The 26654-nt window shown below is 76.5% G+C and carries 25 protein-coding genes and 1 pseudogene; 10 read left to right on the top strand and 16 right to left on the bottom strand.

What is annotated here, in order from left to right:
• Nucleotides 1-173 precede the first annotated feature (173 nt).
• The 4 genes from AC07VC_RS05815 to lipB form a co-directional block, all read right to left on the bottom strand.
• The gene (locus tag AC07VC_RS05815) at nucleotides 174-1895 is read right to left on the bottom strand and encodes an ABC1 kinase family protein (protein ID WP_494675522.1); all 1722 of its coding nucleotides are present in this window, start codon (nucleotides 1893-1895) and stop codon (nucleotides 174-176) included.
• Complete coding sequence (locus AC07VC_RS05810; protein WP_494675523.1) at nucleotides 1892-2479, bottom strand: PadR family transcriptional regulator; 588 nt, start codon at nucleotides 2477-2479, stop codon at nucleotides 1892-1894. Before AC07VC_RS05810 ends, AC07VC_RS05815 begins: the two co-directional genes overlap by 4 nt.
• Nucleotides 2480-2606: 127 nt before the next feature.
• Entirely contained in the window at nucleotides 2607-3596 is a 990-nt protein-coding gene (lipA, locus tag AC07VC_RS05805) for a lipoyl synthase (protein ID WP_317230454.1), read from the bottom strand.
• Complete coding sequence (lipB, locus tag AC07VC_RS05800) at nucleotides 3593-4291, bottom strand: lipoyl(octanoyl) transferase LipB (RefSeq protein WP_494675524.1); 699 nt, start codon at nucleotides 4289-4291, stop codon at nucleotides 3593-3595. Before lipB ends, lipA begins: the two co-directional genes overlap by 4 nt.
• 116 nt (nucleotides 4292-4407) lie before the next feature.
• Here lipB and AC07VC_RS05795 point away from each other — a divergent pair, with 116 nt between their 5' ends.
• Nucleotides 4408-5301 carry a siderophore-interacting protein gene (locus AC07VC_RS05795; RefSeq protein ID WP_494675525.1) on the top strand — a complete coding sequence of 298 codons (894 nt, stop codon included), beginning with the start codon at nucleotides 4408-4410 and terminating at the stop codon, nucleotides 5299-5301.
• A 142-nt stretch (nucleotides 5302-5443) separates the two neighbouring features.
• Nucleotides 5444-6106, top strand: a complete 663-nt coding sequence (locus AC07VC_RS05790) for a YitT family protein (protein WP_317230457.1) — start codon at nucleotides 5444-5446, stop codon at nucleotides 6104-6106.
• Between the two features lie 19 nt (nucleotides 6107-6125).
• On the opposite strand, the gene AC07VC_RS05785 is transcribed toward AC07VC_RS05790, so the two are convergent.
• A complete protein-coding gene (locus tag AC07VC_RS05785) occupies nucleotides 6126-6635 on the bottom strand; it encodes a DUF3817 domain-containing protein (RefSeq protein WP_494675526.1) in 510 nt (169 codons plus the stop codon).
• Nucleotides 6636-6861: 226 nt separating this feature from the next.
• On the opposite strand from AC07VC_RS05785, the gene AC07VC_RS05780 reads away from it, so the two are divergent.
• Nucleotides 6862-10146: a sialate O-acetylesterase gene (locus AC07VC_RS05780; protein WP_494675527.1), complete on the top strand. Its 3285-nt coding sequence runs from the start codon at nucleotides 6862-6864 to the stop codon at nucleotides 10144-10146.
• Between the two features lie 58 nt (nucleotides 10147-10204).
• Here the strand turns inward: AC07VC_RS05780 and AC07VC_RS05775 are convergent, their stop codons facing one another.
• Entirely contained in the window at nucleotides 10205-11344 is a 1140-nt protein-coding gene (locus AC07VC_RS05775; protein ID WP_494675528.1) for a glutathione-independent formaldehyde dehydrogenase, read from the bottom strand.
• 190 nt (nucleotides 11345-11534) lie between these two features.
• On the opposite strand from AC07VC_RS05775, the gene AC07VC_RS05770 reads away from it, so the two are divergent.
• A complete protein-coding gene (locus AC07VC_RS05770) occupies nucleotides 11535-11963 on the top strand; it encodes an arsenate-mycothiol transferase ArsC (protein WP_494675529.1) in 429 nt (142 codons plus the stop codon).
• Here AC07VC_RS05770 and AC07VC_RS05765 read toward each other — a convergent pair.
• Nucleotides 11960-12577: a TetR/AcrR family transcriptional regulator gene (locus AC07VC_RS05765; RefSeq protein WP_494675530.1), complete on the bottom strand. Its 618-nt coding sequence runs from the start codon at nucleotides 12575-12577 to the stop codon at nucleotides 11960-11962. The two genes, AC07VC_RS05770 and AC07VC_RS05765, sit on opposite strands and share 4 nt — an antisense overlap.
• 76 nt (nucleotides 12578-12653) lie before the next feature.
• On the opposite strand from AC07VC_RS05765, the gene AC07VC_RS05760 reads away from it, so the two are divergent.
• Nucleotides 12654-13970 carry a carboxylesterase family protein gene (locus tag AC07VC_RS05760; protein ID WP_494675531.1) on the top strand — a complete coding sequence of 439 codons (1317 nt, stop codon included), beginning with the start codon at nucleotides 12654-12656 and terminating at the stop codon, nucleotides 13968-13970.
• Nucleotides 13971-14121: 151 nt separating this feature from the next.
• Nucleotides 14122-14904: a hypothetical protein gene (locus AC07VC_RS05755; RefSeq protein ID WP_494675532.1), complete on the top strand. Its 783-nt coding sequence runs from the start codon at nucleotides 14122-14124 to the stop codon at nucleotides 14902-14904.
• Here AC07VC_RS05755 and AC07VC_RS05750 read toward each other — a convergent pair.
• The 3 genes from AC07VC_RS05750 to AC07VC_RS05740 all read right to left on the bottom strand — a co-directional run bounded on the left by AC07VC_RS05750 (nucleotide 14901) and on the right by AC07VC_RS05740 (nucleotide 18314).
• Nucleotides 14901-15722: an alpha/beta fold hydrolase gene (locus tag AC07VC_RS05750; RefSeq protein WP_494675533.1), complete on the bottom strand. Its 822-nt coding sequence runs from the start codon at nucleotides 15720-15722 to the stop codon at nucleotides 14901-14903. The genes AC07VC_RS05755 and AC07VC_RS05750 overlap by 4 nt on opposite strands.
• A gap of 125 nt (nucleotides 15723-15847) precedes the next feature.
• Nucleotides 15848-16423, bottom strand: a complete 576-nt coding sequence (locus tag AC07VC_RS05745; RefSeq protein WP_494675534.1) for a GNAT family N-acetyltransferase — start codon at nucleotides 16421-16423, stop codon at nucleotides 15848-15850.
• A gap of 130 nt (nucleotides 16424-16553) precedes the next feature.
• Nucleotides 16554-18314: a DEAD/DEAH box helicase gene (locus AC07VC_RS05740; RefSeq protein ID WP_494675535.1), complete on the bottom strand. Its 1761-nt coding sequence runs from the start codon at nucleotides 18312-18314 to the stop codon at nucleotides 16554-16556.
• Nucleotides 18315-18462: 148 nt separating this feature from the next.
• Between AC07VC_RS05740 and AC07VC_RS05735 the strand changes: the two genes are divergently transcribed.
• Together AC07VC_RS05735 and AC07VC_RS05730 are read left to right on the top strand one after the other, a co-directional pair.
• Entirely contained in the window at nucleotides 18463-19269 is an 807-nt protein-coding gene (locus tag AC07VC_RS05735) for a DUF4184 family protein (protein ID WP_494675536.1), read from the top strand.
• A 54-nt stretch (nucleotides 19270-19323) separates the two neighbouring features.
• Nucleotides 19324-19755: a DUF1801 domain-containing protein gene (locus AC07VC_RS05730; RefSeq protein ID WP_494675537.1), complete on the top strand. Its 432-nt coding sequence runs from the start codon at nucleotides 19324-19326 to the stop codon at nucleotides 19753-19755.
• Nucleotides 19756-19798: 43 nt separating this feature from the next.
• Here the strand turns inward: AC07VC_RS05730 and AC07VC_RS05725 are convergent, their stop codons facing one another.
• Nucleotides 19799-20788, bottom strand: coding sequence for an Lrp/AsnC family transcriptional regulator (locus tag AC07VC_RS05725; protein WP_494675538.1), 990 nt, complete (start codon nucleotides 20786-20788; stop codon nucleotides 19799-19801).
• A gap of 28 nt (nucleotides 20789-20816) precedes the next feature.
• Here AC07VC_RS05725 and AC07VC_RS05720 point away from each other — a divergent pair.
• Nucleotides 20817-21413: pseudogene (locus tag AC07VC_RS05720) on the top strand (ABC transporter permease); the annotation flags it as partial.
• Nucleotides 21414-21722: 309 nt separating this feature from the next.
• On the opposite strand, the gene AC07VC_RS05715 reads toward AC07VC_RS05720, so the two are convergent.
• The gene (locus tag AC07VC_RS05715) at nucleotides 21723-22637 is read right to left on the bottom strand and encodes a class I SAM-dependent methyltransferase (RefSeq protein WP_494675539.1); all 915 of its coding nucleotides are present in this window, start codon (nucleotides 22635-22637) and stop codon (nucleotides 21723-21725) included.
• 47 nt (nucleotides 22638-22684) lie between these two features.
• Between AC07VC_RS05715 and AC07VC_RS05710 the strand changes: the two genes are divergently transcribed.
• Nucleotides 22685-23314: a helix-turn-helix domain-containing protein gene (locus AC07VC_RS05710; protein WP_494675540.1), complete on the top strand. Its 630-nt coding sequence runs from the start codon at nucleotides 22685-22687 to the stop codon at nucleotides 23312-23314.
• Here AC07VC_RS05710 and AC07VC_RS05705 read toward each other — a convergent pair.
• From AC07VC_RS05705 to AC07VC_RS05690, 4 genes are all read right to left on the bottom strand, one after another.
• Nucleotides 23311-24822: a PASTA domain-containing protein gene (locus AC07VC_RS05705; protein ID WP_494675541.1), complete on the bottom strand. Its 1512-nt coding sequence runs from the start codon at nucleotides 24820-24822 to the stop codon at nucleotides 23311-23313. The genes AC07VC_RS05710 and AC07VC_RS05705 overlap by 4 nt on opposite strands.
• Nucleotides 24823-24858: 36 nt before the next feature.
• Complete coding sequence (locus tag AC07VC_RS05700; RefSeq protein WP_494675542.1) at nucleotides 24859-25704, bottom strand: cytochrome c oxidase assembly protein; 846 nt, start codon at nucleotides 25702-25704, stop codon at nucleotides 24859-24861.
• Nucleotides 25697-26239 (bottom strand): DUF2243 domain-containing protein, encoded by a 543-nt coding sequence (locus AC07VC_RS05695; protein ID WP_494675543.1) that lies wholly within the window; start codon nucleotides 26237-26239, stop codon nucleotides 25697-25699. Before AC07VC_RS05695 ends, AC07VC_RS05700 begins: the two co-directional genes overlap by 8 nt.
• A gap of 100 nt (nucleotides 26240-26339) precedes the next feature.
• On the bottom strand, nucleotides 26340-26510 hold the full coding sequence (locus AC07VC_RS05690; RefSeq protein WP_494675544.1) for a hypothetical protein: 171 nt from the start codon (nucleotides 26508-26510) through the stop codon (nucleotides 26340-26342).
• Nucleotides 26511-26654: the final 144 nt, after the last annotated feature.

The following is a 26654-nucleotide window of genomic DNA, read 5'->3' as shown; positions in this document are numbered from 1 at the left end:
TCTCCTCGTGCCGTCGGGTCGGTGGCCTCACCGTAGGCGGGCGATCCGGGAGGGTCGCGGGCGCGGCGTCACATGGCGTCATGACCGACACCGAACGGACAGGCGCCGGCCGGGGGCGACGTCGGTCGGACGCCGTGTCGGTCGGACGCCGTGCCGGTCGGACGCCGTGATGGTCAGACGCCGCGCCGGCCCGGGAGGAGCGCCTGCGCGAGCGGGAGCACGGACACCACGAGGAGGACCGTGCCGAGCACCTCGTCGTCCGGGCGCAGGAGCACGCCGCCCGCGAGGAGCGCGCCGAAGACGAGGGCCGAGATCGCGCGGCGCAGCGTGCGCTCCAGGGCGCCGACGCGGCGCTCGAGCGTCGGGTCGCTGATGGGGAGGGCGCCGTCGTCGATGCGCGTGAGGAGGGCGTCCAGGCGTCCGGGGAGACGGGCGAGGGTGCCCGCGGTCTCCGACACGCGCGTGCCGAGGTCGCGCACGACGTTGCCGCGCTCCTCGCGGATGAGGCGCTGCGCGTACGGCTCGACGGAGTCCCACAGGTTGAACGCGGGGTCCAGCGCGCTGCAGACGCCCGACGTGAGGGACATCGCGCGGATGATGAGCAGGAAGTCGTCCGGCAGCTGGAACGGGAGCGTGCGGACGACGTCCTGGAACTCGTTCGCGAAGGCGCGGAACTCGCGGGGGTCGACCTCGCGCAGCTCCGCGAAGCCGAGGCCGCCGAAGCGGGCGAACAGGCGCGTCATGGCCAGCTCGAGCTGCGTGGTGTCGGCGGAGGGGAGGAGGACGCCGATGTCGCGGGCGGCGTCGACGAGGCCCTTGCCGTCGCGCGAGGCCGCGGCGATCAGCATCTTGCGGAGGCCGCGACGGGTGCTGGGCGGCACCTCGCCCATCATCCCGAAGTCGATGAAGGTCAAGGTCCAGCCCTGCTCCACGGAGCCGTCGGCCACCGGGGTGACGAAGACGTTGCCGGGGTGGGGGTCCGCGTGGAAGAAGCCGTCGGCGAACAGCTGGTCGAACATGACCGCGGCGAACACCGGCGCGACGTCCACCGGGTCGATCCCGGCGGCGAGGAGCCCCTCGTGGTCGGTGATCTTGATGGCCGTGACGTCCTCGAGCGTGAGCACGCGCCGGGTGCTGCGCTCCCAGACGATCTCGGGGACGGCGACGCGCTCGTCCGCGGCGAACATCTCCTGGAACCGGGCGGAGCTGCGGGCCTCGTGCAGGTAGTCGATCTCCTCGAGGCTCGTCTCGGCGAACTCCTCGACGAGCGCGGGCGCGTCCACCCGGTCGGAGACCAGCCGGACGTGCGTGAGCCAGCCGCCGATGCGCCGGAGCGCGGCGAGGTCGATGCGCACGATGTCGTCGATGCCCGGCCGCTGGACCTTGATGACGGCGCCCGTGAGGCCCGTGTCCGCGGAGTCGAGCGGACCGAGGAGGGCGCGGTGGGCCTGCCCGAGCGACGCGGCGGCGACGGGGGTCTCGTCCACCCACGCGAAGGCCTCGGCGAGCGGCATGCCGAGCTCGCGCTCGGCCAGGGCGCGGATCTCGGGGAACGGCACGGCGGGCACCTCGTCCTGCAGGTCCTCGAGCTCCGCCGTGATCTCGGGCGGCAGGACGTCGAGGCGCGACGACATGAACTGCCCCACCTTGATCATGAGCCCGCCGAGCTCGACGGCGAGCACGCGGAAGCGGCGGGCGAACCGCTTCATGCGCCGGGTGCGCGTGCGGTCGGCGATGCGCCGGAGCCCCACCCGGGGGAGGAACAGCTCGTACCACCACGTGACCGCGAGGTTCCATGCGGCGAAGCGGAGGATGCGGCGGTAGCGGGCGCGCGTCTCCGGGGCGTCGGCCTCGGGAGGGGTCCCGGGGACGGCGCCGGCCGTGGCCGCGGTCACTCCTGGGCGAGGATCGCGTAGAGGCGGCGGCGGACCGCGTCGAGCTCGGAGACGGCCTCGGCGACCTGCGCCGGGCTGCCCGTGCGCTGGACCTGCGCCGCGGCCTGCGCGAGCGACAGGCCGGCCTTCGGGAGGGCCGAGCGGTCGTGGCGGTCGTGCGCGTCGTGCCCGTGCGCGTCGGACGCGGAGGCCCAGGGCGCCGTGATGCCGTCGCGCGCGACCGTGGACCGGCCCGTCTCCGTGAGGGCGTAGGTCTTGCGTCCGTCGGTCGTCTCGGCGGCGATCAGGCCCTCGTCGGCGAGGAGCTGGAGGGTCGGGTAGACCGCCCCGGCGTTCGGGGTCCAGGTGCCGCCGCTGCGCTCGGTGATCTCGTGGATGATGCGGTACCCGTGCATGGGCTCCTCGGCGAGGAGCGCGAGCACCGCGCGGCGGACGTCGTGCTGCCCGTGCGGGTGGCCGTGGTCGGCGCCGGCGCTGCCGGAGCCCCGCGCGTCGAAGCGGGCCCGGAGCGACTCCATCGCCTGCCACACGCCGTCGGCGGCGTCTCCGAAGGCGGATCCTGCGGTCGGGGAGGTGGCGGCCATGTCGAGCTCCTTGCTGTGGGGTGTGCGCGGTGCTCCCGACGATAGGCCGCGGACCTGGCCGCGGGCCCGGGAGGGGCCGGTTCGTCAGCGAGCCGACAGGTCCGCGGGCCCGCGGGACGCCGACCGGTCAGCCGACGGCCTGCGCGAAGCCGCGGGACGGGTCCGCGAGGTGGTCGAGCCCCGCCGGCAGGGCGCGTCCCTTGGCGCTCATCGACTGGGCCCACAGGCGCCCGGCGCGGTAGGAGGACCGCACGAGCGGACCCGCGAGGACGCCGAGGAAGCCGATCGCCTCCGCCTCGCCCTTGATCTCGACGAACTCGTCCGGCTTGACCCAGCGCGCGACCGGCAGGTGCCGGGGCGTCGGGCGCAGGTACTGCGTGACCGTGATGATGTCGCAGCCGGCGTCGTGCAGGTCCGCCAGCGCCTCCGAGACCTCCTCGCGCGTCTCGCCCATGCCGAGGATCAGGTTCGACTTGGTGATGAGGCCGGCGTCCCGCGCCTGCGTGATCACGTCGAGCGAGCGCTCGTAGCGGAACGCTGGGCGGATCCGCTTGAAGATGCGCGGCACCGTCTCCACGTTGTGGGCGAAGACCTCGGGACGCGAGGAGAACACCTCCGCCAGCAGGTCCGGGTTCCCGGAGAAGTCGGTCGCGAGGATCTCGACGCCCGTGCCCGGGTTGTCGGCGTGGATCCGCCGCACCGTCTCCGCGTGCAGCCACGCGCCCTCGTCGGGGAGGTCGTCGCGCGCGACGCCCGTGACGGTCGCGTACCGGAGCCCCATGCGGCGGACCGAGTCGGCGACGCGGCGGGGCTCGTCGGTGTCGTAGTCCGCGGGCTTGCCGGTGTCGATCTGGCAGAAGTCGCATCGACGCGTGCACTGGGACCCGCCGATGAGGAACGTGGCCTCCCGGTCCTCCCAGCACTCGTAGATGTTGGGGCACGCCGCCTCCTGGCAGACGGTGTGCAGGTCCTCCGCCTTCACGAGCTGCTGCAGCGCCTGGTACTCGGGCCCCATGCGGGCCCGCGTCTTGATCCAGTCGGGCTTCCGCTCGATGGGCGTCTCGGCGTTGCGCACCTCGAGGCGCAGCATGCGGCGGCCGTCCGGCGCGGCGCTCATGCGCGGGCCTCGGCGGGGACGGGGGAGGGGACGACGGTGTCGGGCATGGGGGATCCGTTCGGTGCGAGGACGCGGACGAGGTGCGGGCGGAGGAGGGGGACGACGTCGGCGGGCGTGACCGTGCGGCCGAGCACGCGGCTGATCGTGGTGACCCCCGCGTTCCGGATGCCGCACGGCACGATGCGGTCGTAGGCGTCCAGGGCGTTGCTGCAGCCGAGGGCGAAGCCGTGCATGGTGACGCGCTCGGCGACGCGCACGCCGACGGCGGCGATCTTCTCGTCGCGCCCGCCGGGGCCGGCGCCCGGGATCCAGACGCCCGAGCGGCCCTCGACGCGGGAGGAGGCGATGCCGAGGTCGGCGAGGAGCGCGATGAGGACGTCCTCGAGGCGGCGCACGTGGGCGACGACGTCGAGGGGCTCGGGCAGCCGGACCACCGGGTAGCCGACGAGCTGCCCCGGGCCGTGCCAGGTGATGCGGCCCCCGCGGTCGACGTCGACCACGGGCGTGCCGTCGCGCGGCCTGTCCCCGGGCTCCGTGCGCCTCCCCGCGGTGTACACCGAGGGGTGCTCGAGGAGGATGACGGTGTCCTGCGCCCGGCCCGCGACGACGGCAGCGTGCAGGGCACGCTGCTGCTCGAGGGCCTCGATGTACGGCACGGAGTTGGCGCTTAGCCCCGTGACGACGATGTCGACCACGCGGTCAGTGTAGGCGCGCATCGCGGCTGGCAGCGAGCCATGCGCCGGGTGCGGCTCCGCCGGGCATCGGCCGCGCGCGTTGCGGGCGGGCCTGCCGGGGCGGAGGATCGTCCTCGATGACCGATGCGCCCGCCTCCGTTCCCCCGCCCGCCCCCTCCGACCGGCCCGCCCGCGCGCCGCGCGCCGCGCACGTCCTCGAGGTGATCCGCACCGAGCGGCTGAGCCCGCACCTCGTGCGGGTGCACCTCGGCGGGGAGGGGACGCGGTCGCTCCTCGCGCAGGCGGCGCCCGACCGCCTCGCCGCCACCGACGCGTACGTGAAGCTCATGCTGCCGCAGCCCGGGTCGGGCGCCGTCCCGCCGTTCGACCTGCCGGCGCTCCGGGAGACGCTGCCGCCCGAGGCGCTGCCCGCGGTCCGGACCTACACGCTGCGCCACGCGGATCCGGTCGCCGGCACCTGCGCGATCGACTTCGTCGTGCACGGCGACGAGGGGCTCGCGGGACCGTGGGCCGCGTCCGCGACGCCCGGGGACCTGATCCAGGCGAGCGGACCCGGCGGCATGTACCGGCCGGCCGAGGACCCCCGCGTCGTCCGGCTGCTCGTCGGCGACGACTCCGCCCTGCCCGCCGTCGCCGCGGCGCTCGCCGCGATGCCCGCCGACGCCCGCGGCGTCGCGCTCGTCGAGGTCGACGGACCCGACGACGAGCTGGCGCTCGCGGGACCGGCGGGGCTGGAGCTCCGCTGGATCCACCGGTCGCGCGTCCCCGACACCGTGCCGGGCGCGCTCCTCGTCGACGCGGTGCGCGCCCTGCCTCGGCCCGACGGCGAGGTGGAGGTGTTCGCCCACGGGGAGCGCGGCGCGATGAAGGAGCTGCGCGCGCTGCTCCAGGACGGCTGGGGCCTCGACCGCCGCGCCCTGTCCCTCTCCGCCTACTGGGCGCTCGGCCGCGCCGAGGACCGCTTCCAGGCGGAGAAGCGCGAGCCCGTGGGCGCGATCTTCGCCGACTGACGGCGGGCTCCGGGGACGCGCGACGGGCGCGGTGCGCCGCCGCCCCGGTCGGCGGCGCACCGCGGATCCGCCATGCTGGTCAGTGCGCGGAACGCGGCACGACCGCCCGCGCGCACCCCGTCCCCTCACCCCGGAGACCGCCATGACCGCTTCCGCGTCCGAGCCCCTGCCCGCCCCGCCCGTCGTCGCCCCCGGCGAGGCGACCACCGCGGGCATCCCGCACTCCGTCCTCGAGGACGTGCTCGGGCTCCTTACCGGCACCTTCGTGGCCTCGTTCGGGCTGTTCCTCCTCCGGGACAGCGGCGCGGTCACCGGCGGGACCGCCGGCCTCGCGCTGCTGCTGAGCTACACGGGGGTGCTGCCGTTCGGGGTGCTGTTCTTCGTGGTGAACGCGCCGTTCTTCGCGCTCGCGGTGTGGAAGAAGGGGTGGCGGTTCACGATCCGGACGGCGGTCTCGGTCGCGCTGGTGTCGCTGTTCTCGACGCTGCACCCGCTCATGGTCACGGGACTCCAGCTGCAGCCCGTGTACGGGGTGCTGGCCGGGAACCTGCTCGTCGGGATCGGGCTGCTGGTGGTGTTCCGCCACGGATCCAGCCTCGGCGGCTTCAACATCGTCGCGCTGATCGTGCAGGAGCGACTCGGGTTCCGGGCCGGCTACGCGCAGATGATCCTCGACGTGATCGTGATCCTGCTCGGCCTCACGGTCGTGTCCGTACTCGGCGTGGTGCTCTCGGCCCTCGGCGCCGTCCTGCTCAACCTGGTGCTCGCCCTCAACCACCGGCCGGGGCGCTACACCGGCATCTGATCCGCGGGCGTCGCGGCGGTCAGGCCCCGCCCGCGGCCGTCCCGGCGGTCGTGCGCACCGCGTCGTCGGCGCCTGCGGCGGGGTGCCGGAGGTAGCCGCGGCGACGCAGCCCGACCTCCACGGGGAGCGTGGCCAGGGGCGGGATCGCGGCGAGGCCGGCCACGAGCGCGGGCTTCCAGCCCCAGCGCAGGCGCGCCGCGGCGACGAGCGTGACGATCACGTAGAGCACGAACGCGGCCCCGTGGAGGCGGCCGAACACGTACACGCCGAGCTCCGTGGTCTCGGTGACGTACTTGAGGAACATGCCGACCAGGAGGCCCGTCCAGGTCACGGCCTCGATGACGGCGATCACCGCGAAGGCGCGGCCGATGCGCGACGGGCGGTCGGAGCGCTCGCGCGTGCCGCGGAAGAGCGCGGCGATGCCGGTGCGCGCGGCGGATCCTCCCGTGCCGGAGGCGTCGGACGGCCGGGCGGGCCGGGCCCCGGTCTCGGCGGGGCGGGCGGCGTCGGGATGCGGGGCGTTCGTCATGGGGCCTTCCGGGGCGGGGGCGGATCTGGGCGGATCCGGCGGCGGGGCAGGTCACGGCCAGGGTAGGGGCCGGTGCCGGGCGCGAGCTGTGCGGTGCGGGGCCCGCGGGGGGCCGGGGCGCGGCTGGGGTGCGGGGCAGGCTGGACAGGCGTCACTCCGCACCCCGTGCGTGTGCAACCATTTCCACACGAGGCGAATCCGGCCTCGACGATCTGGGGGGATCACATTGGGGGAGCACCACTCTGCCGTCCGTCGCGCCTACGCCCGGCCGACGCGCACGTCGTCCGCGCGCGCACGTCTCGTCGCCGCCGTCACGGGGCTCAGCCTCGGGGTGTCGCTGCTGGTCGCCGTCCAGCCGGCCGCCGAGGCGTCCGCGGCCGCGACCGGCCCGACGCGCGTCGTCGTGGCGCCCGACGAGGGCGCCGGCACGCCCAGCGCCGCGTCGATGATGCGGATCCTGCAGGCCACCGCCGCGCTCGCGCCGTTCACCGCGACGCCCGCTCCCGTCATCGCCGGCACGGCCGTCGTGGGGCAGCGCCTCACGGCGACCACCGCCCGCTGGACCCCCGCGGCGACCACGATCCGGTACGCCTGGCTCGTCGACGGCGTGCCGGTGACCGGCCAGACGAGCACGGCCTACACGGTCCGCGCGGCCGATGCGGGGGCGGTCGTCACGGTCGCCGTCACCGGCAGCCGGTCCGGCCACGAGCCCATCACGCAGACGAGCGCCCCCACCGCGGCCGTCCCCGTGCCCGTCGTCGCGGCCTTCACCGCCGCTCCGCGACCGACCGTCGCGGGCACCCCTCAGGTCGGCTTCACGCTGACCGCCCGCGCCGGCACGTGGACGCCCTGGCCGGCGTTCTCCTACTCCTGGACCCGGGACGGCATGCCCATCGGCGGGCAGACGGGCGTGACCTACCGGGTGACGGACGCCGACGCGGGGACGGCGATCGCCGTCACCGTGACCGGCACGAAGGCCGGGTACGCGACGACCTCCCTGACGGGCGAGCCGATGGCGGTGCCGTCGAAGCCGGCGCCGACGCCGACGGCGACGCCTGCGCCGACGCCGACCGCGACGCCGACGGCGACGCCCACCCCGGCCCCGACCGCCGGCCCGACGCCCGAGCCGAGCGCGGGCCCGACGCCGACGCCGACGGTCGCGCCCACCCCCGTGCCGACCGCCCCGGCGGCGCTGCCGTTCGCCGCCGCCGCGACGCCGACGATCGCCGGGACCGCCCGGGTCGGCTACACGCTGTCCGCGCGCGCGGGCACGTGGTCGCCCTGGCCCGCCTTCTCGTACTCCTGGCTCCGCGACGGCGCGCCCATCGCCGGACAGACGGGCGTGACCTACCGCGTGCAGGCGGCGGACGCGGGATCCCGCATCAGCGTCGCCGTCACCGGCACGAAGGCCGGGTACGCGACGCGCTCCCTCACCAGCACGGAGCTGCCGGTGCCCGCCGCGAGCACGCCGACCCCGGCACCCACCGCGCCCGCGCCGGAGCCCACCCCGCCGCCCGCCGACGTGCCGTACCCCGTCGCGTCGACGCCCACCATCGCCGGGACCGCCCAGGTCGGCTTCACGCTGTCCGCCCGCGCCGGCGTCTGGACGCCGTGGCCGGCGTTCTCCTACCGGTGGACCCGCGACGGCGTCGCCATCCCCGACCAGACCGCCGTCACCTACCGCGTGCAGGAGGGCGACCAGGGGACGACGATCGCCGTGACCGTCACCGGGACGAAGGCCGGATACGTCACGCAGTCCCTCGACAGCGCGGGCCTCCTCGTGCCGCTGCCGGAGGTCGCGCCGCCGCCGCCCGCACCGGAGCCCGAGCCGGAGCCCGTCCCCGACGTGGCCTTCGAGGCCGCTCCGGACCCGTCGATGACGGGCATCGGCCTCGTCGACTACACGCTCACCGTCAAGGCCGGCACCTGGGCGCCGTGGCCGTCGTTCGCGTACCAGTGGCTCCGCGACGGCGTCCCCATCCCGGACCAGACCGGACCGGCGTACCGGGTCGTCGCGGGCGACGTCGGCACGAGCATCGCCGTCGCCGTGACGGGCACCAAGGCGGGCTACGTCACCGAGACGCGGACGAGCCCCGGGACCCCGGTGCTCGCGACGCCCGTCCCGCCGCCGCCGCCCGCGCCGGCGCTGCCGTTCGAGGCGACCCCCGCTCCGGAGATCCAGGGGACGGCCGTCGCCGGGGGAGCGCTCCGCGCGCAGACGCCCGCCTGGACGCCCGAGGCGACCGCGTACTCCTACAGCTGGGCCCGCGACGGCGTGGCCGTGCTCGGCGCGACCGACGCCGCCTACGCCGTGCGCCGGGCGGACGCGGGCACCCGGATCACCGTGACCGTCACCGGGACGCGCACGGGCTACCAGGGCGCGAGCCGCACGAGCGAGCCCACCGCGGTGGTCGTCGACGCGTTCGACGTGCCGCCCGCGCAGCCCGTTCCCGCGCCCGGCGACGAGCCGTTCGCCGCGGCGCCCGCTCCCGCGATCACGGGGACCGCGTCCGTCGGGTCCACGCTCACGGCCGAGACGGCCGCGTGGACGCCCGCCGCCACGACGCTGACCTACGTCTGGAAGCGCAACGGGGTCGTGGTGCCCGGCCGCACCGCGGCGACTTACGTGCCGGCGCCGCGCGACGCGGGGTCGCAGGTCACCGTCACCGTCACCGGAAGCGCCGCGGGCTCCGCGCCGACGTCGCGCACGTCGGCCGCGCGGACCGTGGAGTCCACCGGGGAGGGCTACGACGTCGTCGTGGTGCTCGGCCAGTCCAACGCGCAGGGCGTCGGCACCGGCTGGGATCCGGCCGTCGACGTGAGCGTGGCCGGGCTCGACCAGCTGGCCGGGAGCGGCACGCGGGCGGGCCAGATCGTGCCCGCCAAGGACTCGCTCAGCCACGTGACCACATGGACGACCACGGGCGGCGTGCAGTCCGTCGGACCCGGGATGCAGCTCGGCCGCCGGCTGCTCGCCGACGCGCGCCCGGGCCGGAAGGTGCTCATCGTCCCGGCCGCGATGGCGTCGACGAGCATGACGGGCGACGGCTCCTACGCCTGGAACCCCGCCGACACGAGGTCGCGCGTGAACCTCTTCACGCGCGCGCTCGGGCAGATCGACCAGGCCCTCGCGCAGGATCCCGACAACCGCCTCGTCGCGGTCGTCTGGGCGCAGGGCGAGTCCGACGCGACGCGCACGGACGCCGCCGGGTACCAGGGGATGCTGCTCGACCTCGTCGACCGGCTGGGTGCGCGCTACGGCGAGGTGCCGTTCCTCATCGGCGGCATGGTGCCCGAGTGGCTGAACGCCTCGCCGCTGCGGCAGGCGATCGACACGGCGCAGCAGGGGATGCCGGCGCTGCGGTCGAACGTGTCGTACGTCCCCGGCGCGGCCGGCCACAGCAGGGTCGAGGACTCCATCCACTACACCGCGGCCGGGGCCCGGGCGATGGGCGACAAGTACTTCGCCGCCTACCAGCGGGCGACGGGAGCGGTGCAGATCTCGAGGTAGCGGCCGCGACGGCCGTGGTGCCGGGTGCGGCGGGTTCGTTGCCGCACCCGGCGCCGCATCAGGCCGCGGGGTGCAGGACGACCTTCGTGTACCCGTCGACCCGCTTGTCGAACCGGTCGAAGGCGTCGACCGCGTCGTCGAGCGGGAGCTCGTGCGAGACGATGCGGCCGGGCGTCGCGCGCCCCCGGATGATGAGGTCGCGGAGCTCCCGGTTGTACCTCTTCACCGGGCACTGACCGGTGCCGATGCTGATGCCCTTGGTGAACGCGGTGCCGAAGTCGAACGCGACCCGGCCCTGCTTCGCCTCCTCGGTGGCGCCCTCGGGGTCCGACGGGTTGTAGACGCCCACGACGCCGATCGCGCCGGTGGCCCGCACGACGGAGACCAGGGCGTCGAGCACCATCTCGGGGTGCTCCTCGCCGGTGTGGTCGTGCGCCTGGTAGCCGACGGCCTCGACCCCGCTGTCGACGCCGAAGCCGTCCGTCAGGTCGGTGATGGCCTCGGTCACGTCGACCTTCGAGAAGTCGATCGCGGTGGCGCCGAACTCCTCGGCCAGGGCCAGGCGGTCCTCCTGGTAGTCGACGACGAAGACCTGGGAGGCGCCCCGGATCATGGCGCTGTGCGCCGCCATGAGGCCCACGGGTCCGGCGCCGAAGATCGCGACGGTCTTGCCCGGCGCGACCTTCGCGAGCTCCGTGCCGTGGTATCCGGTGGGGAAGATGTCGGACAGCATCGTGAAGTCGAGCTCGTGCTCGGTGCCCTCGGGGAGCTCGAGCAGGTTGGAGTCGGCCCACGGGACGCGGAGCAGCTCGGCCTGGCCGCCCCAGTACGGACCCATCGCGGGGTAGCCGAAGCCGGCGCCGGGCTGACCGGACGGGTTGGCGCGCAGGCACGCGGAGGTGGAGCCCGCGGTGCAGTTGCGGCACGTGCCGCAGGCGAGGTTGAACGGGACGGAGACCCGGTCGCCGACCCTGATGCGGTCGACCCCGGCGCCGACGGCCTCGACGACGCCCATGTTCTCGTGGCCGAACACCATGCCGGACTCGAACTCGACCCGGCCCTCGTAGGGGTGCAGGTCGGAGCCGCAGATGTTGGCGCTCGTGATGCGGATGTTCGCGTCGAGCGGGCCCTGGATCGTGGGATCCGGCACCTCCTCGACCGCGACGTCGTACGGTCCCTTGTAGACGACGGCCTTCATGGTGGTCCTCCTTCGTGGTGGGTGGACGTCCAGCCGACTCCGGTGCGGGTGGGGACCCGGATCCGGGCGGGGGGCTGGACCCGGGTGCCGGGATGCGACTATGGGAGGCGTCCGGCGGACGCCGTCCGCGGTCCCCGGACGGTCCCCGCCCGTCCCGTCCCGTCCCGTCCCGTCCTGATCCGGAGGATCCATGCCGCACCCGCTCCCGCACGTCGTGTTCGTCTGCGCCCGCAACGGCGGCAAGTCGCAGCTCGCGGCGGCCCTCCTCCGGCACGCGGCGGGGGACGCCGTGCGCGTGGCGTCGGCCGGGACCGATCCGGGCACCTCGCTGAACGCCCTCGCCGTGGAGTCGCTCGCGGAGCTCGGTATCGAGGTGGGCGACGAGCACCCGAAGCCGCTCACGGACGACATGGTGCGGGCCGCCGACCTGGTGGTCGTGCTCGGCGCGGAGGCGCACGTGGACGGCGACCAGGGCGTCGCGGTCGAGACGTGGATCACGGACGAGCCGTCCGAGCGCGGCATCGAGGGCATGGAGCGCATGCGGCTCGTGCGCGACGACATCCGCGCCCGCGTCGAGGAGCTGCGCGCGCGGCTCGGCGGAGGGGCCGCCGCGGGCTAGGCCCCGACGCGCGCCGGCCGGCGCGCGACCAGCGCGTCCACGTGGCGCTCGAGGACGCCGAGCGCGCGGGCGCCGCGTGCCGGATCCGGCTCGGCGACGAGGAGCTGCAGGGCGAGCCCCGCGACCAGCGCCTGCAGGTGGTCGGCCTCCGCCTCGGGATCCGCGTCGGGTCGGAGCAGCCCCGCCGCCCGCAGCAGGGCGAGCTGCTCGAGGCACGTCTCGCGGGCGGCCGCGTGGGCACGGGCGCGCACCTCGCGGAGCCGGGGATGCGACGCGGCCTCGGCCACGAGCGCGGCCGTGACCTCCGCCTCCGCCCGCCGCGCGTCGTCGAGCGGCAGGCGCTCGGCGAGGACGCGCACGGCGCGACGCCGGGCGTCCGGGTCGGCGCGCCGGCTGCGGATGCGGGCCGCGGTCCGCTCCGCCACGAGCGCCGTCGCGTGCGCGACGAGGTCGATGCGGCTGGGGAAGCTGTGCCGGAGGGATCCCGTGCTGAGGCCCGCCTCGGCGGCGACCGTGCGGACCGAGACCCCGCTCGCGCCGTCGCGGCGGATGACCCGCCAGACCGCCTCGGCGAGCTCGTCCTCGCGACGGGCGTGGTCGATCAGGCGCGGCATGGCGTCACGGTAGCACCGCGATCCGGACGGCTCGCGGCGGCCCGGCGAACAGCCGTCGAACGGTAGCGTCGAGGGGATGAGCGCCTTCTCCCCGCCCTGTGGGCCCGTCGTCGGCTGGGCGGACGGCGAGGTCGTCCGCGCCACCGGCATCCCCTACGCGACCGCGGAGCGCTTCGCCCCGCCCGTCGCGCACCCGGACTGGACGGCGCCGCGCGACGCGACCTCCTGGGCGCCCGCCTGCCCGCAGGCGCCGATGGCGGAGCTCGACGCCGTGCTCGGGAGCTTCTCCGGGCTCGCCGTCGACGAGGACTGCCTGCGCGTCTCGGTCACGGTGCCGCGCGACGCGGGGCCGGACGCCGCGCTGCCCGTCATGGTGTGGATCCACGGCGGCTCGTACGTGTCCGGGGCGGGGGACGTGCCGATCATGGATCCGGCGCCCCTCGTCGCGGAGCAGCGCGTGGTGGTCGTCACGGTCACCTACCGCCTCGGGCTCCTCGGCTACCTCGGCGACGGGCGGGACCGGCCGGCGAACCTCGGCCTCCTCGACCAGCTGCAGGCGCTCCGCTGGGTCGCGCGCAACGTCCGCGCGTTCGGCGGCGACCCGGACCGCGTGACCGCGTTCGGGCAGTCGGCGGGCGGTGACGCGGTCGCCCACCTCATGGCGGTGCCGGAGGCCGCGGGGCTGTTCCGTCGCGCCATCGTGCAGAGCGCGCCGCTCGGCATCGCGCGCGGTCGGCGCCGGATGAACGCAGCCATGGCGCGCGCCACCCGCGGCCTGACGGCGAGCATGCCGGTGCAGGACGTGGTGGCCCGCCAGGCCGCGGCGGAGCGCGCCGCCGTGCCGTACGGACTCATCGGCGCCATGCCGTTCGGCACCCAGTACGGGCAGGCGCCGCTGCCGGCCGGGTCGCGGCTCGAGGCGGCCTGGGCGCGGGCGGCACCCGGGATCGACCTGCTCATCGGGAACACGGCCGAGGAGGCGCGGCTGTTCCTGCCGGGCATCCCGTGGCTCGCACGCCTCACGCGGCTGCCCGTCGTCGGGCCGCTCGTGCGCCGTGCCGCCGTGGCGGCCGTCACGGGCATCGTCTACGGCCGCCCGGGGCGCCGGTTCGCGCGCCGGCACGCGCGGGCGGGCGGCACGGCGCACCGGTACGCGATCCGCTGGTCGGCGCCCGGGAGCCCCTTCGGCGCCGCGCACACCGTGGACCTGCCGCTCCTGTTCGGGGACGAGGAGGCGTGGCGCGGTGCCGGGCTCCTCGCGGGTGCGCCGTGGGAGGGGATCCAGCGCGACGCCCGGCGGGTGCGGCAGGTGTGGGGGGACTTCGCGCGCGGCGAGATCCCGACGCGGCAGCTGATCCCGGGCGTGCTCGAGCTGCGGCGCGTCGCCGGCTGACCGGCGCGTCACCCGGAGGCGGCCGGCCGGCTCCCGGCCGATCGGCACCCGCTCGGGGGCCGTGGCGCACCGCCGCCGGGACCGTCTCGGGCAGGCTGGACGGGGTCCGCATCCGGACCCCGCCGACCCCGAGCCGCCCACCAGGAGCCCCGTGTCCCCGTCGAAGCCGTCCCGCACCGCCCGCGAGCGCCGAGGGGCGATGGTCTTCACGGGCGTCCTCATCGCCGTCGTCCTCGTGCTCTCCACGGTGGCCGCGCTGCGGCCGGGCGCCGTGCCGCTGTGGGCGTTCCTCGGGCTCACCGGTGCGGGCATCGCCGTGGCGCTCGCCGTCTACGCCGTGCGGAACGGCTGGGTCCGGGTCCTGCTGCTCGTCGGCGTGGTCGGCGTCGCGTCCGCCCTGAACGCCTCGTCGATGCTCGGGGCGTCGATCCCGTTCGTGGCGGGGGCCTTCGTCGGCGCCCTCCTCTCCCGCGACGAGTGGCCGTGGCGCCGGAGCCCCGAGGAGCGGTTGCGCGCGAGCCAGCCGCGGCCGCTCGCGAGCATCCGGCCGTGGTCGGGATCGGGCCTGTCGGCGACGCTCGCGGACGTGCCCGTCGGGCGGCGCGGGACGACGGAGACGGGCGTGCGGCTGGAGGCCGGGGACGTGGCGCAGCGCTTCCGCGTCGACGAGCTGCACGCCCTGGCCACCGGCCGCGGCGGCATGGCGGAGTCGGTGGACGCGGACCGGCCGGAGGTCCCGGGCGGCACCGTCTACCTCGTGCGCGTGGACACGGCGTCCCCCGACTCCATCGTCGGCGAGGTGCTCGTCGGCCTCCCCGGCGACGCGCTCGCGCTCGTGCCCGTCCGCGATCCCATGCCCGGCCCCGCGGCCGTGCTCACGGGTGCCGACGCGGCGTCGTTCCGCGCGTGGGCGCTGACGATCCCGGCGCCCTAGGCGGATCCCTCGGGAACAGGGCCCCGGAGCAGGGCCATGACGGCGGCGGCGACGACGTCCGGATCCGTCACCGGCACCATGTGCTCGGACCGCGTCGCCGGGATCCACGCCCCGTCGGCCGCGGCTGCGGCCGACGCCTGGTGCGCGCGCACCAGGTCGACGCGCTGCCGTCGCGTGAGCGGGCTGGACGCCGTGCCCGAGATCACGCGGACCGGCACGCCGGGGAGCGTCGAGGACGATCCGGGGTGCGCGGCCAGCGCCTGGAGGCCCGCGAGGACGTGCCGCTGCTCGGCCGCGGTGGCGCGCGCGGCCGGGACGGACCCGGCCGCCGCGACGGCCGGGGCCAGCAGATCCGTCGGCAGCCCCCGGAGGGCCGTCCGGTGCAGCGGCGCGAGCAGGCCGAGGCGCGCGAGCGGCACGAGCAGCGCCGCCTGCGCGTCGACGGCCACGCGGACGAGCGGGCCCGCGTACGCCCGCGCGCGCTCGTCGCTCGGGTCCACGAGCACCACGCCCGCGGTGCGGAGCCCGCGTGCGATGCGCCGCGCTGCGACGACCCGCACGACGGGCCCGCCCCAGCTGTGGCCGACGAGCAGGAGCCGCCGGTGCGCCGTGGCGCCCACCACGGCCTCGAGGTCGTCGGCCAGGCGGGCCAGGTCACGGGGCGCGGGATCCGGGTCGCTGGACCCGAGCCCCGCCCGGTCGTACGCGACGACCCGGCACGCGCCCGCGAGCCGCGCGTGCACGAGGCCCCAGGTCAGACCGCTGCCGCCGAGACCGGCCTCGAGGACGATCAGGTCGTGGCCGACGCCGGCGGTCACCGTGCGCAGGAGACGGCCGTCCGAGGTCCGTACGGAGCCGGGCTCGCCGAGCGGGGGAGCGCCGCCGGGGTGCCGGACCGGCCGCCGCGGAACCCGCCGCCCGTGCGGAACCTCCGGGCGGATGCTCACGCGCCCGCTCCGAGGACCGGCCACGGCCGCGGCGACCGGTCGTCCGTCGCGAGGAGGCCGGCCAGCCAGTCGTCCTCGCGGCCGTCGCGGCCGAGGGCCCCGAGCCGGGCGACGCCCTCGAAGCGGAAGCCGAGGGCGCGGGCGACGGCGGCGGATCCCGCGTTCCCGGCGTACGCCCGCCAGCCGATGCGCGCCAGGCCGAGGCCCGGCACCCTGTCGAACCCGTGGCCGACGACGGCTGCGGCCGCCTCCCGCATGAGCCCGCGACCGCGTGCCCCGGGCGCGAGCCAGTACCCGATCTCCGCGGCGCCGTCCGCGACGTCGTGCAGGCCGACCGTGCCGACGAGCGCGTCGCCCTCGACCACGGCCCAGGTGAGGCGGTCGCCGGCGGCCCAGCCGTCGGCGCAGTGCCCGGTGACGTACGCGACCGCGTCGTCGCGGCCGTACGGCACGGGGACGGGGACGAAGCGCTGGATCGCCGGATCCCGGCAGGCGGCTGCGATCGCGTCGACGTCGCCCACGACGGGCGGGCGCAGCGTCAGGCGCGGGGTGCGGAGGGTGACGGGATCCATCGGCCCACGCTACCGGCCGGGATCGGGGCCGGCGGCCGGGCCGCCGGGACGCGACGACGGCCCGTCCCCACGTGCGGGGACGGGCCGTCGTCGGCGTCGCTCGGAGGCTCCCCGGGGGAGGCTCCGCGGATCAGTCGCGGGGCTTGCGTCCCCGGCGCTCGGGCGCCGCGCCGCGCTCGGCGGCACGGGGGCCGCCGCGATCGGGGCGGATGTCAATGGGCCGGCCGTTGATCTGCGTGCTCGACAGGCGGTCGAGCCTGTCCTGGTCGAGGCCGGCGGGCAGCTCGACCAGCGAGAAGTCCGGACGGATGTCGATGTGGCCGAAGTCCTCGCGGCTGAAGCCGCCCTCGTTGGCGAGCGCGCCGACGATCTGACGCGGCTCCACCCGGTGCCGGCGGCCGACGTCGATGCGGTAGGTGGCCATGTTCCCGCTGCCGCGCGCGGGGCGGGGGCGGCGCTCGCCGCGGTCGTCGCCGTCGCGGGACGGGCGGTCGTCGCGGCGCTCGCGCTCGACGCGCGGCGGGCGCAGGTCGTCGGCGGAGAGGAGGAGCGGCGTGTCGCCCTGCGCCACGATGGCGAGGGCCGCCGCCACGTCGGACTCGACGACGTCGTGGTGGTTCACGTAGTGGCCCACGATGTCGCGGAACGCGTCGAGGCGCTCGCGGTCGTCGAGCGCCGCCGTGATGGCGTCGTCGAAGCGGGTGAGGCGCGTGACGTTCACGTCCTCCGCGCTCGGCATGCGCATCTCGGTGAGCGGCTGGCGGGTGGCCTTCTCGATGGCGGTGAGGAGGCGGCGCTCGCGCGGCGTGACGAAGCTGATGGCCGCGCCGCTGCGCCCGGCGCGACCCGTGCGGCCGATGCGGTGCACGTAGGACTCGGTGTCGATCGGGATGTCGTAGTTGACGACGTGGCTGATCCGCTCCACGTCGAGGCCGCGGGCCGCGACGTCGGTGGCGACGAGGATGTCGAGCTTGCCGGACTTCAGCTGCTCGACCGTGCGCTCGCGCTGCGCCTGCGCGACGTCGCCCGAGATCGCGGCGGCGGCGTACCCGCGGGCGCGGAGCTTCTCGGCGAGCGTCTCCGTCTCGTTCTTGGTGCGGACGAACACGATCATGCCCTCGAAGTTCTCGACCTCGAGGATGCGGGTGAGGGCGTCCACCTTCTGCGGGTACGACACCATGAGGTACCGCTGCGTGGTGTTCGCGGAGGTCGTGGTCTTGTTCTTGACCGTGATCTCCTCGGGGTCCTGCAGGTACTTCCCCGAGATGCGGCGGATCTGCGCGGGCATCGTGGCCGAGAACAGCGCGATCTGCTTCGACTTCGGCGTGTCCGCGAGGATCGTCTCGACGTCCTCCGCGAAGCCCATCTTCAGCATCTCGTCGGCCTCGTCGAGCACCAGGAACTTCAGCTGCGACAGGTCGAGGGTGCCCTTGTCGAGGTGGTCCATGATGCGCCCGGGGGTGCCGACGACCACGTGCACGCCGCGGCGGAGCGCCGACAGCTGCACGCCGTAGCCCTGGCCGCCGTACACGGGCAGCACGTGCACGCCGCGCATGCCGGACGCATAGCGCTCGAAGGCCTCGCACACCTGGAGCGCGAGCTCGCGCGTGGGCGCCAGCACGAGCGCCTGCGGCGTCTTCTGCGCGACGTCGAGGTTCGAGAGGATCGGCAGCGCGAACGCGGCCGTCTTGCCGGTGCCGGTCTGGGCGACGCCGAGGACGTCGCGGCCGGAGAGGAGGGAGGGGATCGTAGCGGCCTGGATGGCCGAGGGGGTCTCGTAGCCGACGTCCTTGAGCGCCTTGAGCACCTGGTCGGAGAGGCCGAGGTCGCTGAAGGTCGTGCGGGGGGCGGCGTCCGCGTCGGGGGTGGATGCGGTGTCGTCAGTGCTCATGCCTCAACGGTAGGGGGTCGGGGACGATCCGCGCCCCACGGCGGGCGCATCCGGCGGGCGAGCGGCGGGCGCAGCCGCCGTGCGCGGGGCGGGGACGGCGGGCCGGGTGGGCGGAGTGGAGCCGGGCCGGATCGCGTCAGGATGGACCGTGCCCTTCACCGTCAGCCATGCCGTCGTCGCGCTGCCCGCCGTCCGCGGGCCGCTCCCCGCGGCGGCCGTCGCCGCCGGCGCGATGGCCCCGGACGTGCCGCTCTTCCTCCCCGTCGGCCTCGACTACGCGGCGACGCACGCCGTCCCGAGCCTCCTCGTGACCGCGCTCCCGGCGGCGGGCGTGCTCCTCGGGGTCTGGCTGCTCCTGCTGCGGCCGGCCGCCGACGCGCTGCTGCCCGCCCGCGTCGCGTCGCGGCTGCCGCGCGCGTGGGCGCGGCGAGCCCGGCCGACGGTCCGCGGCGCGCTCCTCGCCCTGGCCGCGCTCCTCGTCGGGGTGCTGACGCACGTCGCCTGGGACGCGTTCACGCACGCCGGGCGCCTCGGCTCCGAGCTCCTGCCGGCGCTGGCGGAGCCGTGGGGCCCGCTTCCCGGCTTCCGGTGGGTCCAGTACGCCTCGTCGGTGGGCGGGCTGCTGGTGCTCCTCGTCGCGGGGGTCCGCTGGCTCCGGCGCACCGAGCCGCGGCCCGCACCGCGCGGTGGCGCGCACCCGGGGGAGCGGGCGCCGCGCCGGGCGCTCGCCGCGACCCTGCCGCTGATCGCCGTGGCCGCGGTGCTCGTGCCCGTCCTCCTCGACGGCGTGCCGCAGGACGTCGACGCGCTGCGGTCCGTGGTGTTCGCGGCCATCACGCGCGGAGGGGCGGCCGCGGTCGCCGCCGTGCTGCTGGCGGCGCTCGCCGTGCGGGTCATCCGCGGGCGCGCCGGGCGCGCCGGGCGTCCGGCCGCCGCTGCGCCCACCGCCCCCTGACGCGCGGGACCGGGAGGGGTGGCCGTGGCCCTTCCGGACCGCCACACTGGCGGCATGGCCGCAGCGAAGACGATGCCCACCGACCAGGACGTCGCCGCGTTCCTCGACGCCGCGACGCCTCCGCGCCGCCGCGCCGACGGGATCCGGCTCGCCGAGGTGTTCGGGGAGGTGACGGGCGTCGACCCGGTCATGTGGGGGCCCTCGATGGTCGGCTACGGCAGCTTCCGCTTCGTCTCCGCCCGGGATCCCCGGACGCGCGGGACCTGGCCGCGCACCGCCTTCTCGCCGCGGAAGGCGCAGCTCTCCCTCTACGGGCTGAAGGACCTGCCCGCGGGCGCGGCCCTCCTCCCGTCGCTCGGCACCTTCACCGAGGGTGCCGGCTGCGTGTACGTGCGGACCCTCGACCACGCGGACCTCGACGTGCTCCGCCGCCTCATCGCCATCGCGTGGGCGCGCCCGGACGATCCGGAGCCGGGGGCGCGCTGAGCCCGACCAGCCCGTCGTGCCCGGGGGCACGGCGGAGCCGGGCTCACCCGTCGACGTGGGCGTCCAGCCCCATGGGCACGAACGAGCTCCACCGGCCCTCGTCGTCGAACAGGTGGCCCGTGCGCTTCGCGACGCGCGGCACCACCCAGCGGTCCACGATGCGCAGGTTCTGGAACACCCGGGTGAGCTTGCTCTCGATGTCGTCGAGCTCCTCGAGGTTCCGCAGCCAGAGCGACGCGACGAGGTTCGCCTGCCCGGTGACGGAGGCGCACATCCTCAGCTGCGGGAACAGCCGGAGGGCCGCCGCGACCTTCTCCATCTCGGCCTGCGCGACGCTCAGCCAGATCATGGCCGAGCTCTCCCAGCCGAGGAGGTTGTAGGCGAAGTCGATGCGCCAGCCCACCCAGCTGGCCGCGAGGAGCGTGTCGATGCCGCGCGACACGGACGCGAGCGACTTGCCCACGCGCTGCTGCACGGAGGAGACCGGTCGCCGCACGTCGTCGGTGAGCGCCTCGATGAGGTCGAGGTACGTCTGCGTCGGCGCCGCGCGGCGCGGGTTCTGCGGCAGCGTCGCCTCGACCGCCCGGGCCTGCGCCGCGGTGAGGGCGGGCACGCGGTAGCTCGACCCCTCCGTGAAGAAGCGGCGGACGTGGTGGGTGCGCGTGCCGGCGATGCCCGGCACCGAGCTGCCGAGCTCGTCGACGAGCCGGTCGATCGCGAGGAGGTCGGCCGCCGAGAGGGTGAGGTAGAGGTCCCGCGACCCGCTCGTGCAGTGCACGCTCGTGATCTGCCGGCGGCCCGAGACCGCCCGGATGACGTCCTCGCGATGGCCCGGACGGCACATGACCTCGACCAGCGCGATGCGGCGGGGGAGCGCGAGCCCCTCGGTCGCGCCCGCGCTCGGCGGCTCCAGGTAGAAGCACGTCGACCACACGACCCGGTCGTCGAGGAGGCGCTGCCAGCGCCTCGAGAGGGTCGACGCGTCGACCTGCAGGATCCCGCTCAGCTGGCGGCGACGACGCCCCTCTCCCATCCGCAGCACCCGCCCCACCGGAGGACCGATGACCGCACCACGCCACCTCGCCGCCACCTCGCTGGCCGCCCTCGCCGCCCTCTCGCTCACCGCGTGCGCCTCGGGAGGGGCGGGCAGCGCGGGCGACAGCATCAACGCGACGCTCGGCACCGACCCCGGCGGCTTCGACCCCGCCCTCGCCCGGGCCGCCGACGACTACGTCGTCGACCGCATGCTCTTCGACACGCTGCTCCTCGCGCTGGTCGTGGCGGCGATCCTCGGGGCCGGCGCAGGCCCTGCCGTCATCGCGATCGGCGTGGCCGGCATCCCGACCTTCGCGCGGCTGACCGCGAACCTCGCCCCGAAGGTGTCGCAGCGCGACTACGTCTCCACCGCCCGCCTCCTCGGCGTCGGGGACCGGCGGATCGTCACCGACCACATGCTGCCGAACATGGCCGAGCCGCTCCTCGTGCTCGCCGCCTCGACGTTCGCGCAGTCGCTCACGGCCATCTCCGCCCTCTCCTTCGTCGGACTCGGCGTGCAGTCGCCGCAGTACGACTACGGGAAGCTCCTCAACGAGGCGCTGCCGTCGCTGCTGTCCGGGCGCCCCGAGCAGACGGTCGGTCCGGCCGTCCTCATCGTCGTCACCGGGCTCGCGGCGATGCTCGTGGGCGACGGGCTCGCGGCCGCCGCCGACCCCCGCGCGGGCCGGCGGGCGTCGGCCGCCGCCGTCCGCGGCGCGGGCACCACGCTCGTCCCCGGGCTCGACGCGATGGTGCGGGTCGAGGCGTCGACCCCGCCTCGTGCGCCTCGAACCACTCGCCGTACGTCGTCTTCGACGACGCCGTCCTCGGCGACATGGCGGCGCTGCTGGCGCACCTCGCGCTCACGCGGCTGCGCTGAGCGGGCTGCAGGACGGGGCTGCGCTGACCGCGCGACCTCGACGCCGCGCCGGTCATCGCGCTCGGTGCCCGACGTACACCGTGCGGGTGCCGCGGAGGCGGACGCCCGGGATGCGCTCGAGCGCGTGCGGGCCGCGGGGGTCGAGGAGCGCGTCGAGGGCCGCGCGGTCCGCGGCGTCGAGCCGGTCGCCGGAGCGGTCGCGCACCCGGGCCAGCCATGCGCGGGCGTAGGGGAGCGTCGCCCGCGCGGCGACCGGGTCCGCGGGGTCGGGGTCGATGCGGAACGCGCGCGTCTCCACGTCGACCAGCCCCGCGTCGCGGAGCCACGGCGCCCAGTCGGGATGCGACGGGCCGCCGGTCCCGCCGTGCGTGACGGCGTCGTCGAGGCGCGCCGCGAGACCCGGGCGGCCGAGCGCCGGGTCGAGGTCGTCCGGCAGGAAGCGCGGCGGCCCGTCCATCTCGACCACGGCGAGGAGACCGCCCGGGGCGAGGCCGTCGCGGATCCGGGCGAGGAGCCGAGCCGGGTCCCGCACCTCGTGCAGCATGAGCGAGGCCCACACCACATCGGCCGGCGGGAGCGCGGGCCAGCCCTCGTCGAGGTCCGCCCGCACCGTCCGGATGCGGTCCGCGAGCCCGTCCACCACGGCGCGCTCCGCCACGCGGGCGAGCATCGGGTCGCTCGCGTCGACGGCGACGACCTCGGCCCGGTCGAAGCGCCGGGCGAGCGCGACCGTGCCGGTCCCGGTCCCCGCGCCGAGGTCGACGACGAGGCGGCCCGGGGTGTCGCGCGCCCGGCGGCGGACCCAGGCGGTCAGCTCGCGGAGGTGGTCGTGGAGGATGCGGGCGTCGAGGTCGAGCATGACGGCGAGCGACGCGTCGGCGGGACCGTGCGGGCGGGGGTGGGCGTGAGCGGGCGCGTCGGAGCGAGTGGGCGCGTCGGGGCGAGCGGGGGCGTCGTGGCGGTGCATGCTCCCAGGGTGGCGCAGTCGTGCTCGTGACGCATACGATCTTGCCCATGACGCAAGAGACCGACCTCGACTCCCTGGTCCGCCAGCGCATCCGGAGCCTCCGGGAGTCGCGCGGCTGGTCGCTCGACGTGCTCGCGGCCCGGTGCTTCCTCAGCCCGTCGACGCTCAGCCGGATCGAGACCGGTCACCGCCGCATCGCGCTCGACCAGCTCGTGCCCATCGCGCAGGCGCTCGAGACGTCGCTCGACGCGCTCATCGAGTCCGGGGACGACGCCGACGTCGTGATCCGCCCCCAGGAGGACGCGGAGGCGGGCCGCACGACCTGGATCCTCTCGCGCGGCGGACGCGGGGACTCCGGCGTGTTCGTCGCGAAGATCCGCATGACGCCGACGCGGCCGGTGCCCGTCGACCAGCTGGGCGTGCACCCCGGTCGCGACTGGTTCACGGTGCTCTCGGGGACGGTGCGCCTGCAGCTGGGCGAGCGCACCATCCTCGTGGAGGAGGGCGACGCCGCCGAGTTCTCGACCATGGTGCCGCACGGGATGGGGGCGCATCGGGGCGTGGCGGAGATCCTGACGATCCTCGACCGCGACGGGCAGCGGGCGCACCTGCGGACGTCCGGGGCGGGCGGCGCCGGGACGGCCGCCGACCCGGCGACGGACGCGTCGGGGGCCTAGCCCTCGGCGGGCGGCGTCTCGGGGAACGGCTCGGTGCCGGGATCCTCGGGCGGCGTCGTGGGGTCCACGGGAGGGTCCACCGGCGAATCCACGGGGGGATCGACAGGCGGGTCCACCGGCGGGGTGGTGGGGACCGGGTCGACGGGCGTCGGCGTGGTCGGTTCCGGCGTGGGGACGGGCGGCACGGTCGGGTCCGTCGTGGGCTGCGGGGAAGGTTCCGACGGCGTGCTCGGCTCCTGGGACGGGGGCGTGACGCCGCCGGTGTTCCCGCCGCCGCCCGTGCTGCCGCCGCCGTTCCCGCCGCCCGAGCCGGGCTGCGTGCCCGGTCGGGTGCCCGGACGGGCCGGGATGTCGGGCGCCTTGGGCACGATCGGCAGGGCGATCCGCTCCGGTGCGGGCGCGGAGAGCGTGAGGGTGACGGTGGATCCGGGCTCGACGCGCATGCCGGCCGCGGGGTCCTGGCGCGCGACGATCCACACGTCCTGGCGGACGAGCGCGCTGCCCGCGGCGTCGGCGAACGCGATGCCGAAGCCGGACGCGGCGAGCGTGTCCCCGGCGTCGACCGCGCGCATGCGCGTCACGTCGACCATCGCGACCAGGCCGTCCGCCGAGACGGGCAGGGGGTTCGCGAGGTCCGTGGTCTCCGGGACGGGGCGCGCGTCCGAGATCTCGAGGGCGTCGGGGTCGGCGACGGTGTCCTCGGGGGTCGGCAGGGTCGCGGCGACCGCGCCGCCGGCGATCAGCACGAGGGCGAGGCCCGCGGCGACGCCGCCGGCCGCTCGGCTGCGGATGCCGGGGATCCATGCGGAGCCGCCGCGGACGAGCGGGATGAGCCCGGCGATGAGCGCGACCACGCCGAGGGCGATGAGGAGGCCCGGCAGGCCGGCGATGACGGCCGCGGCGACGACGAGCACGGCGGCGACCGCGAGGGCGGCCCAGGGCCAGGTGCTGCGACCGCGGAGCGCGGGGGCGGTGCCGGCCGTGCGCGGCGTCGGGGCGGACGCGGCGCTGGTGGCCGGGCGCGGCGGGGCGGGCATCGCGGCGGCCGTGGGCGGCGCGAAGGCACCGGCGACGGACGAGGTGCGGGCGGGCGCGTCGAGGGGGGAGCCGGTGGGGGCTCCGACGGGAGGCCCGGCGGGCGGACCGACGGGGGAGCCGGTGGGCGGCGCCATCGGGTAGCCGGTGGGCGGCGCGACGGGCGATCCCGTGGGCGGCGCGAGCGGTGCGCCGGTCGGCGGTGGGGCCGCGGAGGGGCCGGCGGATCCTGCGGCCGGCGCCGCGGAGGCTGCGCCGGGCGCGTAGTCCTCGGGAAGCGGCGACTCCGAGATGAGGCGCGGCTCGGGCGTGGACGACGCGCGGCCGGGGAATACGCGGCGGCCGGAGACGAGGGGCGTCCAGCGGCTGCCGTCCCAGAAGCGCTGGTTGCCCTCGCCGTCGCCGAACCAGCCGGGCTCGTCGGACGACGGGGTGACCGACGTCGGGGAGGCGGGCGGCGGGGTCGACGACATGGTGCTCCTCAGCTGGAGAAAAGTCTCCTCCTCCGCTCAGGTTAGGCGGCGGGCGGGGCGACCGTGAAGCCCCGGGGTGCGCGTCGGATGGCCCGGGCACCCCCAGTCAGGGGCGTCCGGGCGCCCCCTGGGCCGGACGGCCCGGTACCACCCCGCGCAGAGGAGCACCAGGAGGAGGGCGTCCACCAGGTCCCCGCCGTGGGACATCACCCGGGCCGCCAGCTCGGCCTCGGCGCGCGGCACTCCGACGGGCGGCGCCGCGTACAGGCCCTTCGCGAGGATCCCATGCGCCGCCATCGCCGCCACCAGCACGCCGCCGCGGACGAGGGGCGAGGGGCGGTGCGGCGACGGGTCGACGCCCACGATCGCCGCCGTGAAGAGGCAGCCGGCGGCGAGGACGTGCACGTCCACGAGGGCCGTCAGCAGCGGGTCGCCGTGCATGCGCACCAGCACGGGCGTCCCGTAGACCACCCACATGCCGCCCACGGCCAGCACCGCGGCCGGGACGGGATGCGCGAGGAACCGCACCGGCCGCGACCGGAGCAGCGCCGCGAGACGCCGGGCGGGGACGACGTCGAGGGCCCGGAGCGCCAGCGTCACGGGCGCCGCGCGGACGAGGAGGAGGGGCGCCAGCATGCCGAGCAGGAGGTGGCCGACCATGTGGGCGACGAGGTCGTCGTGGGCGGCGGCGGCGAGGGGGCCCGTGACGGCGGCGGTCGCGGCGGCGAGCCCGAGGATCCAGAGGGCCGTGCGGTGCGCGGGCCATGCGCGGCGGCGCCGGTCGCGCCAGGCCGCTCCGACGTACGCGGCGCCGAGCATCGCGGCGACGGCCGCGGGGGCCAGGTCGAGGAGCGCGGCGGATCCGGCCGCGTGGTCATGCACCCGCGGCGCCCCGTCCGTCGTCGGCGGCGCGGGCGTCCGTGCGGTCCGCGGCGCGGGAGCGGAGGACGAGCACCAGCCCGGCCACCAGGAGCGCCGCGCCCACGGCCTTCCAGACGGCGTCGTACGCGGCCAGGTCGACGCCGTAGCGGATCTGGTGCAGCCCCATGACCTCGTGCTGGATCGTGCCGTCGTACAGCTGGAACCCGCCGGCTCCGAGGAGCAGCCCGCCCGTCCACCGGGGCCGGCTGAGGGCCCGTCGGCGCTGCAGGTCGGCGAGGAGGAACAGCGAGCCGATCGCCGCGGCCCAGCCGACCGCGTGCAGGATCCCGTCGGAGACGATCCCGGCCTGGGTCGTCGAGCGGTCGTAGAAGTGGTGCCACTGCAGGATCTGGTGGAAGACGACCTCGTCGACGGTGGTGGCCGTGCCGATCCCGAGCAGGAGCCCGGCCACGAGGCTGCGCCCGGGCAGCCGGGCGGCGGTGCCGCGGGCGGCGGCGCGGGCAGGGGCGGCGGGGCCGTTCGTCGAGGCGCTCATGCCTCGACGCTGGGCGCGTCCGCGTCGGGCGACCGGGTGGATCCGCGACGCCGCGGACCGGAGCGCGCGGACGGCGGGGCGTCGCGGCGGGCGGAGCCGCTCAGGCGGAGGTCGCGGCGGCCTGCGGCGCGAGGTCGACCTCGAGGCTGGTCGTGCCCGCATGGCGGAAGGCGCCGGAGTCGGAGAACGCGACGCAGGCGGGGTCGCCGGGGCGCGGTGCCAGGGCGACGGGAGCCGCGACGCGCGCGGTCGGGGCGGGGGCGACGGACACGGGCACGGGATCCTCCTGATCGACCGCCCGGGCGGGCGGTGACCCCAGGTTCGCGGACCCGGCCCCGCCGCGCGTCATCCGCGCGGCCCCCGCGGCTCGTCCCCGGGGTGGAGACCGGCGGCGCACCGCGGAGACCCGCACCGC

The sequence above is a fragment of the Clavibacter sp. GW821-FHT01D01 genome (genome assembly GCF_059422605.1).
Note: the sequence above shows the minus strand (reverse complement) of the source record. Positions and strands in the feature narration are given on the sequence as shown.

What these genes read in the sequence shown, in the direction of transcription:
- AC07VC_RS05725 (WP_494675538.1), bottom strand. Translation starts at nt 20,788, where the DNA reads ATGGGAGAGGGGCGTCGTCGCCGCCAGCTGAGCGGGATCCTGCAGGTC.
- AC07VC_RS05775 (WP_494675528.1), bottom strand. Translation starts at nt 11,344, where the DNA reads ATGAAGGCCGTCGTCTACAAGGGACCGTACGACGTCGCGGTCGAGGAG.
- AC07VC_RS05695 (WP_494675543.1), bottom strand. Translation starts at nt 26,239, where the DNA reads ATGAGCGCCTCGACGAACGGCCCCGCCGCCCCTGCCCGCGCCGCCGCC.
- AC07VC_RS05810 (WP_494675523.1), bottom strand. Translation starts at nt 2,479, where the DNA reads ATGGCCGCCACCTCCCCGACCGCAGGATCCGCCTTCGGAGACGCCGCC.
- lipA (WP_317230454.1), bottom strand. Translation starts at nt 3,596, where the DNA reads ATGAGCGCCGCGCCGGACGGCCGCCGCATGCTGCGCCTCGAGGTGCGC.
- AC07VC_RS05765 (WP_494675530.1), bottom strand. Translation starts at nt 12,577, where the DNA reads ATGCCGCGCCTGATCGACCACGCCCGTCGCGAGGACGAGCTCGCCGAG.
- AC07VC_RS05795 (WP_494675525.1), top strand. Translation starts at nt 4,408, where the DNA reads ATGACCGATGCGCCCGCCTCCGTTCCCCCGCCCGCCCCCTCCGACCGG.
- AC07VC_RS05705 (WP_494675541.1), bottom strand. Translation starts at nt 24,822, where the DNA reads ATGTCGTCGACCCCGCCGCCCGCCTCCCCGACGTCGGTCACCCCGTCG.
- AC07VC_RS05785 (WP_494675526.1), bottom strand. Translation starts at nt 6,635, where the DNA reads ATGACGAACGCCCCGCATCCCGACGCCGCCCGCCCCGCCGAGACCGGG.
- AC07VC_RS05760 (WP_494675531.1), top strand. Translation starts at nt 12,654, where the DNA reads ATGAGCGCCTTCTCCCCGCCCTGTGGGCCCGTCGTCGGCTGGGCGGAC.
- AC07VC_RS05770 (WP_494675529.1), top strand. Translation starts at nt 11,535, where the DNA reads ATGCCGCACCCGCTCCCGCACGTCGTGTTCGTCTGCGCCCGCAACGGC.
- AC07VC_RS05715 (WP_494675539.1), bottom strand. Translation starts at nt 22,637, where the DNA reads ATGCACCGCCACGACGCCCCCGCTCGCCCCGACGCGCCCACTCGCTCC.
- AC07VC_RS05730 (WP_494675537.1), top strand. Translation starts at nt 19,324, where the DNA reads ATGGCCGCAGCGAAGACGATGCCCACCGACCAGGACGTCGCCGCGTTC.
- AC07VC_RS05745 (WP_494675534.1), bottom strand. Translation starts at nt 16,423, where the DNA reads ATGGATCCCGTCACCCTCCGCACCCCGCGCCTGACGCTGCGCCCGCCC.
- AC07VC_RS05710 (WP_494675540.1), top strand. Translation starts at nt 22,685, where the DNA reads ATGACGCAAGAGACCGACCTCGACTCCCTGGTCCGCCAGCGCATCCGG.
- AC07VC_RS05740 (WP_494675535.1), bottom strand. Translation starts at nt 18,314, where the DNA reads ATGAGCACTGACGACACCGCATCCACCCCCGACGCGGACGCCGCCCCC.
- AC07VC_RS05790 (WP_317230457.1), top strand. Translation starts at nt 5,444, where the DNA reads ATGACCGCTTCCGCGTCCGAGCCCCTGCCCGCCCCGCCCGTCGTCGCC.